The 16,214-nt window shown below is 66.7% G+C and carries 13 protein-coding genes; 8 read left to right on the top strand and 5 right to left on the bottom strand.

The genetic code is table 11. The features are described from left to right. Positions 1-40: 40 nt before the first annotated feature. Entirely contained in the window at positions 41-643 is a 603-nt protein-coding gene (gene wrbA, locus MJ602_RS01770; protein ID WP_162017818.1) for an NAD(P)H:quinone oxidoreductase, read from the top strand. Between the two features lie 92 nt (positions 644-735). On the opposite strand, the gene MJ602_RS01775 is transcribed toward wrbA, so the two are convergent. Both MJ602_RS01775 and MJ602_RS01780 read right to left on the bottom strand, forming a co-directional pair. Next, entirely contained in the window at positions 736-2,154 is a 1,419-nt protein-coding gene (locus MJ602_RS01775; protein ID WP_243019148.1) for an FAD-binding oxidoreductase, read from the bottom strand. Between the two features lie 94 nt (positions 2,155-2,248). Beyond that, entirely contained in the window at positions 2,249-2,635 is a 387-nt protein-coding gene (locus tag MJ602_RS01780; RefSeq protein WP_162017816.1) for an EF-hand domain-containing protein, read from the bottom strand. A 207-nt stretch (positions 2,636-2,842) separates the two neighbouring features. Between MJ602_RS01780 and MJ602_RS01785 the strand changes: the two genes are divergently transcribed. Further along, positions 2,843-3,418, top strand: a complete 576-nt coding sequence (locus MJ602_RS01785) for a cob(I)yrinic acid a,c-diamide adenosyltransferase (protein ID WP_162017815.1) — start codon at positions 2,843-2,845, stop codon at positions 3,416-3,418. 214 nt (positions 3,419-3,632) lie between these two features. Here MJ602_RS01785 and MJ602_RS01790 read toward each other — a convergent pair whose 3' ends face one another. Further along, positions 3,633-4,055, bottom strand: a complete 423-nt coding sequence (locus MJ602_RS01790; protein WP_243019149.1) for a hotdog fold thioesterase — start codon at positions 4,053-4,055, stop codon at positions 3,633-3,635. 153 nt (positions 4,056-4,208) lie between these two features. Between MJ602_RS01790 and MJ602_RS01795 the strand changes: the two genes are divergently transcribed. Both MJ602_RS01795 and MJ602_RS01800 read left to right on the top strand, forming a co-directional pair. Continuing rightward, entirely contained in the window at positions 4,209-5,354 is a 1,146-nt protein-coding gene (locus tag MJ602_RS01795; protein ID WP_243019150.1) for an ABC transporter substrate-binding protein, read from the top strand. Between the two features lie 122 nt (positions 5,355-5,476). Next, positions 5,477-8,410: a bifunctional diguanylate cyclase/phosphodiesterase gene (locus tag MJ602_RS01800; RefSeq protein ID WP_243019151.1), complete on the top strand. Its 2,934-nt coding sequence runs from the start codon at positions 5,477-5,479 to the stop codon at positions 8,408-8,410. Positions 8,411-8,446: 36 nt separating this feature from the next. On the opposite strand, the gene MJ602_RS01805 is transcribed toward MJ602_RS01800, so the two are convergent. Further along, on the bottom strand, positions 8,447-9,733 hold the full coding sequence (locus MJ602_RS01805) for a solute carrier family 23 protein (protein ID WP_243019152.1): 1,287 nt from the start codon (positions 9,731-9,733) through the stop codon (positions 8,447-8,449). 153 nt (positions 9,734-9,886) lie between these two features. Between MJ602_RS01805 and MJ602_RS01810 the strand changes: the two genes are divergently transcribed. The 4 genes from MJ602_RS01810 (at position 9,887) to MJ602_RS01825 (ending at position 15,151) form a co-directional block, all read left to right on the top strand. After that, complete coding sequence (locus MJ602_RS01810; RefSeq protein ID WP_243019153.1) at positions 9,887-10,627, top strand: TFIIB-type zinc ribbon-containing protein; 741 nt, start codon at positions 9,887-9,889, stop codon at positions 10,625-10,627. Beyond that, complete coding sequence (locus MJ602_RS01815; RefSeq protein ID WP_243019154.1) at positions 10,624-11,526, top strand: hypothetical protein; 903 nt, start codon at positions 10,624-10,626, stop codon at positions 11,524-11,526. The genes MJ602_RS01810 and MJ602_RS01815 overlap by 4 nt, the downstream gene beginning before the upstream one ends. 71 nt (positions 11,527-11,597) lie before the next feature. After that, complete coding sequence (locus MJ602_RS01820; RefSeq protein ID WP_243019155.1) at positions 11,598-13,670, top strand: acetoacetate--CoA ligase; 2,073 nt, start codon at positions 11,598-11,600, stop codon at positions 13,668-13,670. 110 nt (positions 13,671-13,780) lie between these two features. Beyond that, positions 13,781-15,151 carry a TrpB-like pyridoxal phosphate-dependent enzyme gene (locus MJ602_RS01825; protein WP_243019156.1) on the top strand — a complete coding sequence of 457 codons (1,371 nt, stop codon included), beginning with the start codon at positions 13,781-13,783 and terminating at the stop codon, positions 15,149-15,151. 133 nt (positions 15,152-15,284) lie between these two features. On the opposite strand, the gene MJ602_RS01830 is transcribed toward MJ602_RS01825, so the two are convergent. Continuing rightward, positions 15,285-16,208 (bottom strand): DMT family transporter, encoded by a 924-nt coding sequence (locus MJ602_RS01830; RefSeq protein WP_243019157.1) that lies wholly within the window; start codon positions 16,206-16,208, stop codon positions 15,285-15,287. Between the last annotated feature and the right edge of the window lie 6 nt (positions 16,209-16,214).

Consider the following 16,214-nt stretch of genomic DNA (forward strand, 5'->3'; position numbering starts at 1 on the left):
CCTGCCGTTCTGCAGGCGTTCACCTCATGGAGGCTCGCATATGTCCAAAGTCCTCGTTCTGTATTACTCGACCTACGGCCATCTGGAGACCATGGCGCAGGCGGTGGCCGAAGGCGCGCGCTCCACGGGCGCCTCGGTGGATGTCAAGCGCGTGCCTGAGACGGTGCCGCACGACATTGCCAAGAATGCCCATTTCAAGCTCGACCAGGCCGCGCCCGTGGCCACCGTGGCCGAGCTGGAGCACTACGACGCCATCATCGTCGGCGCCCCCACCCGCTTTGGCCGCATGCCCTCGCAGATGGCCAGCTTTCTCGACCAGGCCGGCGGCCTGTGGGCGCGCGGTGCGCTCAATGGCAAGGTGGGCGCGGCCTTCACCTCCACGGCCACGCAGCACGGCGGCCAGGAAGTGACGCTGTTTTCCATCATTACCAACCTGATGCACTTCGGCATGGTCATCGTGGGCCTGCCCTACAGTTTCCAGGGTCAGATGACGCTCGACGAAGTGGTCGGCGGCAGCCCCTACGGCGCCACCACCATCGCCGGCGGACAGGGCCAGCGACAGCCCAGCGCCATCGAGCTCGACGGCGCCCGCTACCAGGGCCGTTTGGTGGCGGAGACGGCGAACAAGCTGTTTGGCAGCTGATGGATCGTCCAGCCGAATTTTTGCAAAATTCGGCTGGAGCTCAATAACAACGGGCATCTGATGCTATCAAGTAAATAGCGCATGGGCAGAGGTCAGAGCACGAAGATCTTGCCCGGATTGAGGATGTTCTTCGGGTCCAGCGCCTGCTTGATGGCGCGCATCATGTCCACCGCGCCATCGCCAGCTTCCTCCCGCAAAAAGCCCATCTTGTGGATGCCCACGCCGTGCTCACCCGTGCAGGTGCCGCCCAGGCGCAGCGCGCGTGCGACGAGCTGGTGGTTGAGCTGCTCGGCCTGGGCGCGTTCCTCCGAACTGGCCGGGTCGATCAGGTAGCCCATGTGGAAGTTGCCGTCGCCCACGTGGCCGACCATGAAGTAGGGGATGCCGCTGGCCTCGGCTTCCTGCACGCTGTCGAGCACGGCGGTGGCCAGCTGCGAGATCGGTACGCAGGCGTCGGTGGTGATGGCGGTGCAGCCCGGGCGTGTCTGCAGGCCCGCGAAATAGGCCATGTGGCGCGCGCTCCACAGGCGCGTGCGCTCTTCGGGCGTGCTGGCCCATTCAAAGGCATTGCCGCCGTGTTCGGCCGCGAGGTCCTGCACGGTCTCGGCCTGTTCCTTCACGCTGGCGGGGGAGCCGTGGAATTCCATCAGCAGCATGGGCTCCTCGCGCAGGCTGAGCTTGGAATGTGCGTTCACGGCGCGCACGGTGTTGGCGTCGATCAGCTCCACGCGCGCGATCGGCACGCCGAGCTGGATGATCTGGATGGTGCAGCGCACCGCGTCGCCCACCGAGGGGAAGGAGCACACAGCCGCCGAGATGGCCTCGGGCAGCGGGTAGAGCCGGATGGTCAGCTCGGTCATGATGCCCAGCGTGCCTTCGCTGCCCACCATCAGGCGCGTGAGGTCGTAGCCCGCGCTGCTCTTCTTGGCGCGCGTGCCGGTGCGGATGGCGTCTCCGCTGGCCGTCACCACCTCCAGCGCGAGCACGTTCTCGCGCATGGTGCCGTAGCGCACGGCGTTGGTGCCGCTGGCGCGCGTGGCGGCCATGCCGCCGATGCTGGCGTCGGCGCCGGGGTCGATGGGAAAGAACAGGCCCGTGTCCTTGATGCTGTCGTTGAGCTGCTTGCGCGTGATGCCGGGCTGCACCGTCACCGTCAGGTCCTCGGCGTTCACGCTCAGCACCCGGTTCATGCGGTTCACGTCGATGCTGATGCCGCCCTGCACGGCCAGCAGGTGGCCTTCGAGCGACGAGCCGGCGGCGTACGGAATGACCGGCACGTTGTGCTGCGCGGCCAGGCGCACAGCGTCCTGCACGTCCCGCGTACTCTCGGCAAAGACCACGGCGGCAGGCGGTGGGGCCTGGATGGAGCCCTCGTCGCGCCCATGCTGCTCGCGCACGGCCAGGGCGCAGGAATACTGTGCACCAAAGCGCTGCGCCAGCGCATCGAGCAAGGCCTGGGGCGCAGGACGCTCGGTGACAGGGGCTTGCGAAGGGGGGGCGCTGGCGTGCATGGGTGGTCTCCGAAAAAAGGCCGTTCCAGAATACCACCGCCCCCCTGGCCGGACCACCGGCCGTCATGCCTTTGTCAGGCTGTGCCCAGGGGCATCAGGAGCGAGCGCCCGCCTCGAACTCCGGGCGTGAGAGGAAGCCGTCGCGGTTGCTGTCGAGCTGCTCGAAGCGGTTGCCGATGGCAGGCAGCTGCTGCGCTTCCTGGGGGCTGAGCTTGCCATCGGCGTTGGCGTCCGCCCGGTCAAACGCGGCACTGGCGGCGGAGGATTGCGCAGTCTCCGCTCCCGCGCCCGGTACGGGCTTCGGGGCGTTGCCCGCGCTTTGGTTGAGGGTGATGGAGGGCTTGGGGGCAGGTGCCGTCTGTGCGTACAGTGCCGGGGAGCCGCCCAGGGTCAGGGCGGTCAGCAGCATCACACTGCGCAGGTCAAAGGCGTGCAGCGTGCGCTGTGCCGACACGGGGGCATGGGGGCGTCGTTGGGTCATGGAGTGCATGGAGGTCATCCTTTGCAAAAGTGGAACAGGCCTTCATTGCACTGCAACAAGGCGCAGTGATCCAGCACTTTTGCCTGCTGTTGCCTGCACCAACATTTGGGTGCGCCGCGTAAAAAAGCGTGTGGGCTGCGACGCAGACAGGGGTATTGCCGCTGGCGCACAATCCGGGGCCAGGCAAATCCAGACACCACAGACACCATGGGCAAACGACTCACACAGATCGCCACGCGTACCGGCGACGACGGCAGCACCGGCCTGGGCGACAACACGCGCGTGCCCAAATTCCACCCGCGCATCGCGGCCATGGGTGATGTGGACGAGCTCAACTCACACATCGGTCTGCTGCTGTGCGAACCCTTGCCCGGCGGCGTGCGCGAGCTGCTCATCGACGTGCAGCACCAGCTGTTCAACCTGGGGGGCGAGCTGTCGATTCCGGGGTTTGCGCTGCTGCAGGAATCGGCGGTGCTGCAGCTGGACGAAGCCCTGCAGGAACACAACGCCCAGCTGCCGCGCCTGCAGGAGTTCATCCTGCCCGCTGGCACACGCGCTGCCGCGCAGGCCCATGTTTGCCGCACCGTGGCGCGCCGCGCCGAACGCGCCGTGGTGGCCCTGGGCGCGCAGGAGGCCGTGCGCGAGGCGCCGCGCCACTACCTCAACCGCCTGTCGGACCTGATGTTCGTGCTTGCGCGCGTGCTCAACCGCATGGACGGCGGCGACGACGTGTACTGGAAGAGCGAGCGCCTGGCGCGCAGCGCAGACACCGACAGCGAATAATGCTATAAAAACAATAGCTATCAGCGCTTGATGGGCGGGCGCTAGAGCCCAATTCCATCAAAACCCGCGCACCATCCCTGAAGCAGGGCGTGCTCCCCCCAACCAGAGCCACCGCGCAAGGGCCGCCCCGCCGCGCTGGTGGCGTCCCCCTTCCCGACCCGCGCAGCGGGGCGAGAGAAGGGGGAGGGCGCGCAGCGCCACAGGGGGTTGCTTCTTATCTCGGCGCCAGGATCGCCATGGTGATGCGCGAGACACAGGTCAGCTCCCCCGCATCGTTGACCATGTCGATCTGCCACACCTGCGTGGTGCGCCCGATGTGCACGGCGCGCGCCGTGCCCGTCACCCAGCCGCTGCTGGCAGCGCGGATGTGGTTGGCGTTGATGTCCAGCCCCACGCCGCGGTGGCCCTCGGGGCAGGCGTAGAAGGCACCGATCGAGCCCAGCGTCTCGGCCAGCACCACGCTCACCCCACCGTGCAGGATGCCGAACGGCTGGCGCGTGCGCTCGTCCACGGGCACACGCCCGCGCAGGAAGTCGTCGCCGACTTCGGTGATTTCGATGCCCAGGTGGGTGGCCGCTGTGCGGTCATTGGTCTGGTTGAGCAGTTCCAGGGAGATGGGTTTTTTCCAGATTGGCATGGGTTATGGAGAGCGGCCTCTACCGCTGTCATGTAAATGTCATCAAAATCCAGGGTTTACCCGAATGTCGGGCGCCGCCCCGGCCCTTGGCCGCAGCGCAGGCGTGCCGACCCGGGCCACCCCACACCCCCCTTTATATCCGGAGCCTTTTCCGTGCAACGTCGCCAGTTTGTCTCTTACGCCGCCACTGCCCTTGCGGCCCCCGCCTTTGTGCGCAATGCCCTTGCCCAGGAGGGCGGCATCAGTGGCAAGTCGCTGACCATCGGCTGCTCGGCCGCCCTCAGCGGCCCGCTGGCCGGCTTTGGCACCGACCTGCGCCAGGGCGCCGAGGCCGCCATCGCCCAGATCAACGCACGCGGCGGCGTGAACGGCCGCGCCCTGCAACTGCACATGGTGGACGACGGCTACGTGCCCCAGCGCACCATCGACAACGTCAAACAGATGATCGGCCAGGGCTCGGCCTTTGCGCTGCTTTCGTGCGTGGGCACCCCCAACAACACCGCCATCCTGCCCGTGGTGGAAGAAGCGGGCATGCCCTATGTGGCGCCGCTCACCGGCGCCTCCTCGCTGCGCAAGAATGCCCGCAACGTCTTCCACGTGCGCGCCAGCTACACCGATGAAGTGCAGCGCCTGGTGCAACGCCTGGTGGGCATGGGCGTCAAGGACATCGGCGTGGTCTTTCTGGACAACCCCTACGGCCGCGAGCTGCTGGAGGATGCCAACCGCGCGCTGGCCGCAGCCGGGGGCAAGGCCACGGTGCAGGCCGCGCTGTCCACCGACGGCAAGAACCTGGACGCCGTCCTGGGCCAGGTGGGCAACGCCCGCCCGGCCGCTGTGCTGCTGGCCACGGCCGGCTCGGCCACCGTACCGCTGGTGCGCGGCCTGAAAAAGACCCTGCCAGGTGTGCTGATGGCGGGCGTCAGCGCCACTCTGACCAGCGAAGGTTTCCGCCAGCTGGGCGACGCCGGTGGCGGCCTGGCCGTCACCATGGTCATGCCCGACCCGAACAAGGGCAAGACGGCCGTGGTGCGCGACTACCAGGCGGCCATGAAGGCGCGCGGCCAGAACGATTTCAACCTGGGCAGCCTGGAGGGCTACGTCAACATGCGCGTGCTGGCCGAAGGTCTGGAGCGTGCTGGCAACGACCCCACGCGCGCCAAGTTGCGCAGCGCCCTGGCCGGCATCCGCAACTGGGACATGGGCGGCTTTGTGGTGGACTACAGCGGCCAGGCGCCGTACGTAGGCTCGCGCTACATCGACCTGGGCGTTCTGGGGCCGGCGGGCAAGTTCCTGGCCTGACGAAACCCACCGACCGAAGAGGCTGGTGGGGTTATGGATGCCGATGCATACTTCCCGCTGGCCTTGGCGCGCCGTGCACGCTGGGCATGACCCCGACAAGAGGGTAACCGCAGGAGCGAGACATGGACGACTGTGCGCGGATGGATCCAGCAGCAGATGAATCGGATTGCAGGCACTCTGAGTTGACTGTATGGGCGCTGCCGATAGTGGTGGCCAACAGTGTGCGCGCTTTGGCTGCTGCACTACTGCGCGGCATGGCTGCATGTGGCGTGTCCGCTGATGCCATTGTGTGGCAGGCGCAGGATGCATTGGCTTGCGAGCCGTTGAGGGCACTGCCACCCGAGTCGGGACGGAAGCATTTGTCCGATGTGCTGTCGGCGCCGGAGTATGCCGTGCACCCGCTGCCAACGGGCCATGCACAGCCGCAGGCAGCCATGCTGGGAGCGTCGGGAGCATTCAGCAACCTACCGAACACAGCTGCGCGCATGCTTGAACTGGCCGGTCAGCGACTGGCAGAACTGTGGACTCTGCAAGAACTGCACGCTTCGGTACAGCACTTGGAGCAGTCCAGACAGTTGCAGCAGGCGCTATTTGCGATAGCAGATCTGGCCTCGGCTGATCAGGACATGGACAGCATGCTGCGCGGACTGCACGAAATCATCGGGCGCTTGATGTATGCCCGGAACTTCTTCATAGCGCTGTACGACAACCAGCGCGATAGCTTGCGGTTCATCTATTTTGCCGACGAAGTGGATGAGGGCATGTACGATCCGGAACGCGAGATTCCCGCTGCACAGCTCAAGGACAGCTTTACTTTAGCCATCATTCGCCAGGCGCGTTCGGTTCGCGGCCCGGCGTGGGAGGTCGCTCGGCAACTGGGCATTGTGCGGGGGCCAGTGGTCGGAACGCCATCGGTTGATTTCATGGGTGTGCCCATGCGCCGTGGCGCAGAGGTGCTGGGTGCTCTCGCCGTGCAGAGCTACCGTGAAGGGCTTGGATACAGCGCATCGGACAGCGCGGTGCTGGGGTTTGTTGCCGAACATGTGCTGACGGCACTGGAGCGCAAGCATGGGCGTCAGGCGCTGGAACAACGCGTTCTGGAGCGCACGCATGAGCTGGCACTGGCGAATCAGCAACTTCAAGAGCAAATTGCCGAACGTGAGCGTGCAGCCCATCTGCAGGCCACGCTGTACCGCATCGCGGCGCTGGCCAATGGTCAGGAAAGTGATGCCCTGTTTTACCGCAGTTTGCACGCTGCGGTGGCTGAGTTGATCAATGCAGAGAATTTCTACATTGCGCTCGTGTCTGAAGATGGGCACACCCTGCGTTTCCCTTATTGCGTTGACAGTGCGGGCGAGGGAGGAAAGACCAGGCCCATGGCCAGAGGTCTGAGTGAGTTCGTCATGCGCGAGGGCCGTACCCAGCTGGTGGATTCTTCGCGTTTGCAGCGCTTGTGTGAAAGTGGCGAAGTCGCGATTCAGTCGCAAACGGGCACTACGGCGACGATGTGCTGGTTGGGTGCACCTCTGCTGGGCGCGCAGGGCGTCATGGGTGTGGTCACGGTGCAGAGCTACCGGGCCGACCTGCTTTATGACGAGCAGGACGCCGCTTTGCTGACCTTCGTGTCTCACCAGATTGCCACCAGTTTGCAGCGGCGCCAGCAGGCTGAGGCCCTGCTGGCGCTGAACAACGAACTGGAGCAACGGGTTCAGCTCCGTACTCAGGAACTGCGGCAGGAAATTGAGATGCGCGAGCAGGTGGAGGCTCGCCTGCAGCATGAGGTGATGCACGATCCCCTGACGGGCCTGCCCAATCGGGTGTACCTTCGTGACCGGCTGGAACGGGCATTGGCGACTCACCGGCGCGACGCGCATCGCAGCTTCGCGCTGCTCTATTTGGATGTCGATCGCTTCAAACTCTTTAACGATAGCCTGGGCCATCAGGCGGGTGATATGGTCTTGCGTGAGGTGGCGCGCCGACTGCAAGAGTGTGTGCGCTCCCCCGATGTCGTGGCGCGCCTGTCGGGAGATGAGTTCGCCATTCTTCTGGAGGAAGGCCCACAACCGGCCATGGCGTGCAAGATTGCGCAGCGTGTCCAAGCCCGAATGCAGGACGTGACGCAGCTGGCCGGGCGCGAGTTGCAGCTATCGGTCAGTATCGGCATTGCCGTGGCACAGGCGCGCCACGAAAACATCGATGAGTTGCTCAACGATGCCGATGCAGCGCTTTACCGGGCCAAGGAGGGCGGACGACAGCGCTTTGTGCTGTTCGATGACCGGGAGCAACGCGCAGCCATGGACGTGCTGCAACTGGAAAAGGAAATGCGCGATGCGTTGCACGCGGGCCAGTTCGTGCCGTTTTTTCAACCCATCGTGCACCTGATCGATGCCCGCGTGGTGGGTTATGAGGCGCTGATCCGCTGGCAACACCCGGTGCGCGGATTGTTGGATCCCAGGGAATTCCTGCCGGTGGCGGAACAGACCGGTCTGATCGAGGCCATTGACTGGCATATCTATGGCCTGGCCTGCACTGCCGCCGCACCGCTTGTGTGCGATGGCGGCTTCCTGAACCTCAATGTTTCGCCGCGCCACTTTGCTGGCAAGGGCTTCGACCAATCGCTGTTGGCATTGGTTCAGCGCACCGGCTTTAATGTGGCCAAGCTGCACATAGAGGTGACTGAAAGTACGCTGCTGGGCGATCCTGCGACCGTGGCCGGTGTTTTGCAGCGCTTGCAGGACGCCGGTGTGGGTGCGGCGTTGGACGATTTTGGAACCGGCTTCTCCTCGCTTGGACATGTGCACCGCTTTCCGCTGCGCATGATCAAGATAGACCGCTCCTTCACCCAGGAACTGGATCAGCCTCACCCGTCGCGCAGCTCAGCCATCATCGAAGCGGTGCTTAGCTTGGGACGCTCTCTGGGTTTGGACGTGATTGCCGAAGGTGTGGAAACCCCGGCACAGCGCCGGGCGCTGTTGGCCATGGGTTGCATGTTTGGGCAGGGCTACTACTTTGGACGCCCCGCACCCGCGGAGCACTGGCTCGTCACTCGGCGCTGATGTGCAGATGCACCCAGGGTGCATCGCGTTCTGGATTCACTTGTCCCGGTTGAGCAGCGCGTACAGCACGATCGCGCCAAACGTGGCGGTGCCGATGCCGCCCAGCGCAAAGTCGCCGAACTTCAGCGTGAAATCGCCGGTGCCCAGGATGAGCGTGATGGCGGCCACGATGAGGTTCTTGTTCTGCGAGAAGTCCACCTTGTTGTCCACCCAGATCTTGGCGCCGGCCACGGCAATCAGGCCGAAGACCACGATGGACACGCCGCCCATCACCGGCAGCGGGATGGCCTGGATCACGGCGCCGAACTTGGGCGAAAAGCCCAGCAGCACCGCGATCAGCGCTGCCGTCAGGAACACGGCGGTGGAGTAAATCTTGGTCGCGGCCATCACGCCGATGTTCTCGGCGTACGTCGTCACGCCCGTGCCGCCCGCGCCGCCGCTGACCATGGTGGCGATACCGTCGCCGATGAAGGCGCGGCCCATGTACTGGTCCAGGTTCTGGCCGGTCATGGCCGTCACGGCCTTGATGTGGCCCAGGTTCTCGGCCACCAAAATGATGGCCACCGGGGCGATCAGCAGCATGGCCGGGCCGCTGAACACGGGCGCGGCAAAGCCGGGCATGCCGAACCAGGGTGCGTTGGCCAGGGCCGTCAGGTCCAGGGGCTTGCCCAGGCCCATGCCGTTGGTGAGCAGGGCGTAAATCAGGCTGGCCACGATCAGGCCCACCAAAATCAAGAGGCGCTGCACCATGCCGCGCGTGAGCACGGCCACCAGACCCACGCAGACAAAGGTCACGGCCTGCATCCAGCTGTCGAAGTTGCTGGCCGCCATGTTCTTGATGGGAATGCCCGCCAGGTTCAGGCCGATCACGGCCACCACCGAGCCTGTGACCACGGGCGGCATGAAGCGCTCGATCCAGCCCGTGCCCACCATCTGCACGATGGCGCCAATCACGGTATAGACCAGGCCGCAGGCGATGATGCCGCCCAGCGCCACGCCGATGTTGGCATTCGGCCCCTTGCCCGCGTAGGCCGTGGCAGCGATCACCACGCCGATGAAGGCGAAGCTCGAACCCAGGTAGCTGGGCACCTTGCCGCCGGTGATGAGGAAGAAGATCAGCGTGCCGATGCCGCTCATCAAAATGGCCAGGTTCGGGTCAAAGCCCATCAGGATGGGCGCCAGCACCGTGGCGCCGAACATCGCAATCACGTGCTGCACACCCATCACCGCCGTCTGCGGCCAGGGCAGCCGCTCATGCGGCCCGATCACCCCGCCCTGCGCCAGCACGTCGGCGCTCTTTTCCTGCCAGTCGAACATTCCCATGGGCTGTCCCTCCATCTGTGTATCAAAGTGAAAAGTGGCCGCATCCTACGCCAAACTGACGGCTTGCACAGGACCCTTGGCGCCTGGGCATCGGTGCTAGGCAGGCGGGCGCTACCATCGGGCTTCCGACCGACCGAACCCGCCTCCATTCCCATGAGCCCAGCCGCCGCCTGCCCCTCCTGCCGCCAGCCCATGGAGATCCACCGCTTCACGGCGCACACCGGCCAGCCGCTGGAGCTGGACATCTGCTACGCCTGCCAGGGCCTGTGGATCGATCAGAACGAGAACCTCAAACTGCCGGCCCAGGCCGTGGTGGAACTGTTCGGCCTGCTGCACCAGCACCGCAGCGACGAGCGCAGGCCCTTGCAGTCGGCCATGGCCTGCCCGCGCTGCACGCGCTCGTTGGTGCAGGGTTTTGACGTGGTGCGCAGCGGGCGCTACATGACCTACCGCTGCGCCTCGCGCCACGGGCGCTTCAGCACCTTTGCCTCCTTCATGGTGGAAAAGGGCTTTGTGCGCCACATGACCCAGGCCGAGATCACCGACCTGGCCCAGCGTGTGGGCGCGGTCTATTGCACCAGTTGCGGCGCCCCGGTCGATATCCGCAAGGACCACGCCTGCCCCTACTGCCGCGCCGCCTTCTCACTGCTGGACCCCGAGGCCGTCAGCAAGGCGCTTGAGGGCTATGCCCGCACCCGCTCCACCGGGGAGACCGGCAGCCCCGTGGACATTGCCGATGCGCTGATCGTCATCGAACGCGACCGCAACCGCGCCGAACGCGAGCGCCAGCAACAGGGGCTGCGCAGCATGGGCCAGAGCGCCAGCTCGCACGAGCTGACCGGCGACCTGCTCGCCGCCGGGGTCGAGCTGGTCTGGCGCACCCTGTTTCGGTGACCCCCAGGCACGCTGCCCTGCTGGCCGGCCTGTGGCCCCTGCTGGCATGGGCCCAGCCCGTGCTGGGAACGCCGCCGCGCCATGCACCCCCCACCCTGGCCGAGGTGCCCAATGCACAGGCCATCACCCAACGCATCTGGGCTCCTGGTATCGACGACGGCTACGTGCCCCAGGGCGTGGCCTGGGCGGGTGGCCGACTGTACCTTTCGGCCTACCGCAGCACCGACCCGGCCGTGGGCCAGGGGCCGTGCCGCGTGTTCCAGATCGACCCGGCCCACGGAGCCACCCTGGGGTGGCTGGACATGCCGCCCGGCTGTGGCCACGCGGGCGGCCTGGTGGCGCTGGATGAGCGCACGCTGGTGCTGGGCGACACGCGGCGCCTGTACCGCATCGACCTGACCGCCGCGTTCGGCCCCCGGCCTGATGCGGCGCGTGCCATCACCGCCACCGTGGGCCTGCGCGGGGCGCTCAAGGCGTCCAGCATCGCCTTCGATGGTCAGCGGCTGATGCTGGCCACACATTCGGCCCAGCCCACACAGGCACTGGCGCACTGGCTGCCCCTGGCAGTGCTGGACACCCACAACGGCAGCGACATCGACGAGTCTGCCGCCACCGACCGCATCGCCCTGCCCACCAAGGTGCAGGGCACGGCCTTTGACAGCACCGGCGCGCTCTGGCTCAGCACCAGCGACAGCCGCCATGGTCTGCTGGCCCGCAGCGACCCCCCAGGGCAAGCGCCCACGGCCCGCCATGCCATGGTCATTGGCATGGAAGGGCTGGCGTTCGACGCGCAGGGCGCGCTGTGGTCGGTGTCCGAAGCCGGATCGCTGCGCTGGCAGCGCTGGGGGGTGCATTTCCCGGTGCTGTTTCGCATCGACCCTGCGCGTTTGCAGGACTGATGTCCCCGCCGTGACAGGTGCCGCCTCTGGGGGCAGTGCCCGCCCGCGGTGCTGGCGCTACCCTCAACGCTATGACCGCCCCCTTTGTTCCGCAAATCCGCCTGTACCAGGACTGGCTGCGCACGCAGCGCGGCCTGGTGTTCGACGACTACGACGCGCTGTGGCGCTGGTCGGTGACCGACCTGGACGCCTTTTGGCAAAGCGTGTGGGACTACTTCGAGATCGCTTCGCCCACACCCCACCACGCGGTGCTGGCCACCAACCGAATGCCGGGGGCGCAGTGGTTTCCGGGGGCGCAGGTCAACTACCTGCGCCAGGTTCTGCGCCATGTGGAGCCTGCGCACGCCGCGGGCATGCCCGCCATCGTGGCGTGCAACGAGCGCGGCCAGCGGCGCGAACTGGGCTGGCCCGAGCTGCGCCGCCAGGTGGCTGCGCTGGCCCTGCATCTGCGCGCCCAGGGCGTGCAGCCGGGCGACCGCGTGGCGGCCTATCTGCCCAACATTCCCGAGGCCATGGTGGCCTTTCTGGCCACGGTGGGCATCGGCGCGGTCTGGAGCATTTGCGCCCCCGACATGGGCACCCACGCCGTGCTGGACCGCTTTCGCCAGATCGAACCCACCGTGCTCATCGGGGTGGATGGCGTGACCTACGGCGGCCGCGACATGGACCGCTGCGCCGTGCTGCAGGAACTGCGCACCCAACTGCCCAGCGTGCGCCATGTGCTGCTGGTGAATGATCTGGATGCTACCAAAACAATAGCTGATAGCGCCCTTTTTACGGACGTTATGGCCCGAAATGATGCAGAAGTTGCGGCCTTCGAACCCCTGTGGCTGCCCTTTGACCACCCGCTGTGGATCGTCTATTCCAGCGGCACCACCGGCCTGCCCAAGCCCATCGTGCACGGGCACGGCGGCATGATCCTGGTGTCGCTGCAGCTCAAGGGCCTGCACAACGACGTGGGCTGCAGCTACCACCCCAACAGTTGGGGCGAGTGCTACCACTGGTACAGCTCCACCGGCTGGGTCATGTGGAACGCGCAGACCGCGGGCCTGCTGGGCGGCACCACCTGCGTCATTTACGACGGCAACCCCGGCGGCAGCAAGGAGCGGCCCGACTGGGGCACGCTCTGGCGCTTTGCCGCCGAGACCGGGGTCACCTACTTCGGCGCAGGCGCCGCCTTCTACGCCAACTGCATGAAGGCGGGCCTGGCACTGGCCGAATGCGGCAACCTGACCCGCATCCGCGCGCTGGGCACCACCGGCTCTCCGCTGGCGCCCGAAGTGCAGCAGTGGGGCACGGAGCAGTTTCGGGCCATCCGTGCCATGGCAGGCGGGGAGCCGCAGCCCGACATCTGGTGGAACAACATCTCGGGCGGCACCGATTTCTGCGGCGCCTTCATTGGCGGCCACCGCGAGCTGCCGCTGGTGCCGGGCGAGATGCAGTGCCGCATGTTGGGCGCCGCCGTGCAGGCCTGGGACGAGCAGGGCCAGCCCGTGGTGGATGCGGTGGGCGAACTGGTGTGCACCCAGCCCATTCCCTCCATGCCCCTGTACCTGTGGGGCGATGCGGACGGCAGCCGCTACCTCTCCAGCTACTTCGACATGTACCCCCCCGGCCACGGGCGCCAGCCCGGTGGTGGCGACGGCCCGCCCGCCATGGGTGCCGTCTGGCGCCACGGCGACTGGCTGCGCATCGGTGCGCACGGCGGCTGCACCATCTATGGCCGTTCGGACGCCACCATCAACCGCCACGGCCTGCGCATGGGCACGAGCGAGATCTACAGCGCCGTGGAGGCCCTGCCCGAGGTGCTCGACAGCCTGGTGGTGGACCTCGAATACCTCGGGCGCGAGAGCTACATGCCGCTGTTCGTGGTGCTGCGCGAAGGCTGCACGCTCGACGACGCACTGCGCGCCCGCATCCACGCTGCCATACGCACCGCGCTCAGCCCGCGCTTCGTGCCCGACGCCATCTTCGCCGTGGCCGAGGTGCCGCGCACCCTGAGCGGCAAGAAGCAGGAGCTGCCCATCAAGAAGCTCCTGCTGGGCCAGCCCATCGAGAAGGTGGTCAACCGCGACGCCATGGCCAACCCCGGCTGCCTGGATTGGTATGTGGCGTTTGCGGCGCAGCGCGCGCAGGCCGCCTGATTCCCCGGACAAACCCCCATGCCCGCGCTGGTACGATGGCCCGGTGGTGCGCCGACCGGGCGATGGGCTGCGCGCGCCCCCATCCCAACCAACCCGAGGAGTGAGAAGCGATGAGTGGTCAGACCAAGTTCCTGCTGCAAGAGAGCCAGATGCCCAAGGCCTGGTACAACCTCCAGGCCGACCTGCCCAAGCCCCTGCCTGCCGTGCTGCACCCCGGCACCCACCAGCCGGTGGGCCCGGACGACCTGGCGCCGCTGTTCCCCATGGAACTGATCCTGCAGGAAGTGAGCACCGAGCGCGAGATCGAGATCCCCGAGCCCGTGCGCGAGATCTACCGCCTGTGGCGCCCCGCGCCGCTGTTCCGCGCGCACCGGCTGGAAAAAGCCCTGGGCACCCCCGCCAAGATCTTCTACAAGTACGAGGGCGTGAGCCCTGCCGGCAGCCACAAGCCCAACACCGCGATCCCGCAGGCTTTCTACAACAAGCAGGCCGGCGTCAAGCGCCTCACCACCGAGACCGGCGCCGGCCAGTGGGGCACCTCGCTGTCGTTCGCGGGCTCGCTGTTCGATCTGGAGGTGCTGGTGTTCCAGGTGCGCGTGTCGTACGACCAGAAGCCCTACCGCCGCGCCGTGATGGAAACCTACGGCGCGCGCTGCCTGGCCTCGCCCTCGAACGAAACCGTGTATGGCCGCAGCGTGCTCGCGCAGCGCCCCGACCACCCGGGCAGCCTGGGCATCGCCATCTCCGAGGCCGTGGAACTGGCCGTGCAGCGCGACGACACCAAGTACGCGCTGGGCTCGGTGCTCAACCACGTGCTGCTGCACCAGACGGTGATTGGCCTGGAGGCCATGGAGCAGATGCAGATGGCCGACGCCTGGCCCGACGTGGTGGTGGGCTGCACCGGCGGCGGCTCCAACTTCGCGGGGATCGCCTTCCCGTTTATCGGCCACGGTCTGCGCGGCGGCCCCAAGCCGCGCATCGTGGCCGTGGAGCCCGCCGCCTGCCCCTCGCTCACGCGCGGCAAGTACGCCTACGACTACGGCGACACCGGCCACATGACGCCGCTGACCAAGATGCACACCCTGGGCAGCACCTTCACGCCGCCGGGCTTCCACGCGGGCGGCCTGCGTTACCACGGCATGGCGCCCATGGTGTCGCACGCCAAGGAGCTGGGCCTGATGGAGGCCGTGGCCTACACGCAGAACCAGTGCTTCGAGGCTGGCGTGCTGTTCGCGCGCACCGAAGGCATCGTGCCGGCGCCGGAAGCCAACCACGCCGTCAAGGGCGCCATCGAGGAAGCCCTGCGCTGCAAGCGCGAAGGCAAGAGCGAAACCATCCTCTTCGGCCTGTGCGGCCACGGCCACTTCGACATGGCGGCGTACCAGAAGTACTTTGCGGGCGAACTCAAGGAAGAGTCGTACGACGAGAAGGAACTGGCCATGGCGCTCTCCGGTTTGCCTAGCGTGGCCGAACCGGCGTAACGCCATCGTTTCAGGGGCGGATTCGCCCTTGGCACACCAAGCCGCTGCCCGTTCCAGGGCAGCGGCTTCGCTATTTATTTGATAGCTGTTTACGCTTATCTGACAAGCGTTGGAGGCTGATTTGGCTTGAATATCACGCAGCTGCGGGCTTGCGATTCACCAGCACAATGCCTGCTGCCACCAGCGCCAGCGCGGCCAGCAGGCCGGGCGTGACGGGCTCGCCCAGCCACCAGGCGCCAAACAGCAGAGCGAATACGGGGGTGAGGAACACGAACACCGAAATCTTGGTGGCCGGGTAGCGCGTCAGCAGCCACATCCACGCCAGGTAGCTGGCAAACGCGCCCACCAGCGCCTGCACCAGCAACGAGCTCACAGCAAAGGCGCTGAAATCCAGGCTCCAGCGCTCGCCCAGCGCCAGCGACAGCAGCGGCAGTACCGCCGTGCTGATGCCCACCTGGAACAGCAACTGCTTGGCCGGTGCCACGCGGCCCAGCGGGGTGGCGCGGATGGTCAGCGTAGTCAGTGCCCACAGCAGCCCGGCCAGCAGGCCCAACAAGTCGCCCAGCCAGGCCTGGGGCAGCGCGGCCTTGGCGGGCCCCAGCAAGCCCTCGCCCAGGGCCAGCCCCACGCCCGCAAAGGCCCCGGCCAAACCCAGCCACTGCCAGCCGCGCAGCCCCTCGCCAGGCACAAAGCGCGGCAGCAGCAGCGCCACCCAGAATGGCGAGCAGTACAAAAACACCGTCAGGCGCGAGGCCGTGGTGTACTGCAGCCCGATGTAGATGCAGGCAAACTCCGCCGCAAACAGCGCCCCGGCCAACACCCCGGCGCCAACAGCTCCCCGTGGCTCGTGCGCGCTGCCCAGGCGCACCCCGCGCCACAGGCACCACGCCAGCACCGCCACCGTGGCCATGGCAAAGCGCACAAAGGCCTGGAACACCGGCGCCACCTCGGCCACCGTGGCTTTGACCAGCACCTGCTGAAAGCCCCAGAACAGGCAGCAGGCCAGGAGGATGGCAATGGCCGTGGCGTCGAGGTGGTGCAGGCGCGAATGGGGCATGGCGCA

The sequence above is a fragment of the Simplicispira sedimenti genome (assembly GCF_022760965.1).
GTDB classification, from domain to species: Bacteria; Pseudomonadota; Gammaproteobacteria; order Burkholderiales; family Burkholderiaceae_C; genus Simplicispira; species Simplicispira sedimenti.

Excerpts from the sequence above, each read along its gene's own strand:
- wrbA (WP_162017818.1), top strand. The coding sequence starts at position 41 with ATGTCCAAAGTCCTCGTTCTGTATTACTCGACCTACGGCCATCTGGAG.
- MJ602_RS01775 (WP_243019148.1), bottom strand. The coding sequence starts at position 2,154 with ATGCACGCCAGCGCCCCCCCTTCGCAAGCCCCTGTCACCGAGCGTCCT.
- MJ602_RS01780 (WP_162017816.1), bottom strand. The coding sequence starts at position 2,635 with ATGACCCAACGACGCCCCCATGCCCCCGTGTCGGCACAGCGCACGCTG.
- MJ602_RS01785 (WP_162017815.1), top strand. The coding sequence starts at position 2,843 with ATGGGCAAACGACTCACACAGATCGCCACGCGTACCGGCGACGACGGC.
- MJ602_RS01790 (WP_243019149.1), bottom strand. The coding sequence starts at position 4,055 with ATGCCAATCTGGAAAAAACCCATCTCCCTGGAACTGCTCAACCAGACC.
- MJ602_RS01800 (WP_243019151.1), top strand. The coding sequence starts at position 5,477 with ATGGACGACTGTGCGCGGATGGATCCAGCAGCAGATGAATCGGATTGC.
- MJ602_RS01805 (WP_243019152.1), bottom strand. The coding sequence starts at position 9,733 with ATGGGAATGTTCGACTGGCAGGAAAAGAGCGCCGACGTGCTGGCGCAG.
- MJ602_RS01810 (WP_243019153.1), top strand. The coding sequence starts at position 9,887 with ATGAGCCCAGCCGCCGCCTGCCCCTCCTGCCGCCAGCCCATGGAGATC.
- MJ602_RS01820 (WP_243019155.1), top strand. The coding sequence starts at position 11,598 with ATGACCGCCCCCTTTGTTCCGCAAATCCGCCTGTACCAGGACTGGCTG.
- MJ602_RS01825 (WP_243019156.1), top strand. The coding sequence starts at position 13,781 with ATGAGTGGTCAGACCAAGTTCCTGCTGCAAGAGAGCCAGATGCCCAAG.
- MJ602_RS01830 (WP_243019157.1), bottom strand. The coding sequence starts at position 16,208 with ATGCCCCATTCGCGCCTGCACCACCTCGACGCCACGGCCATTGCCATC.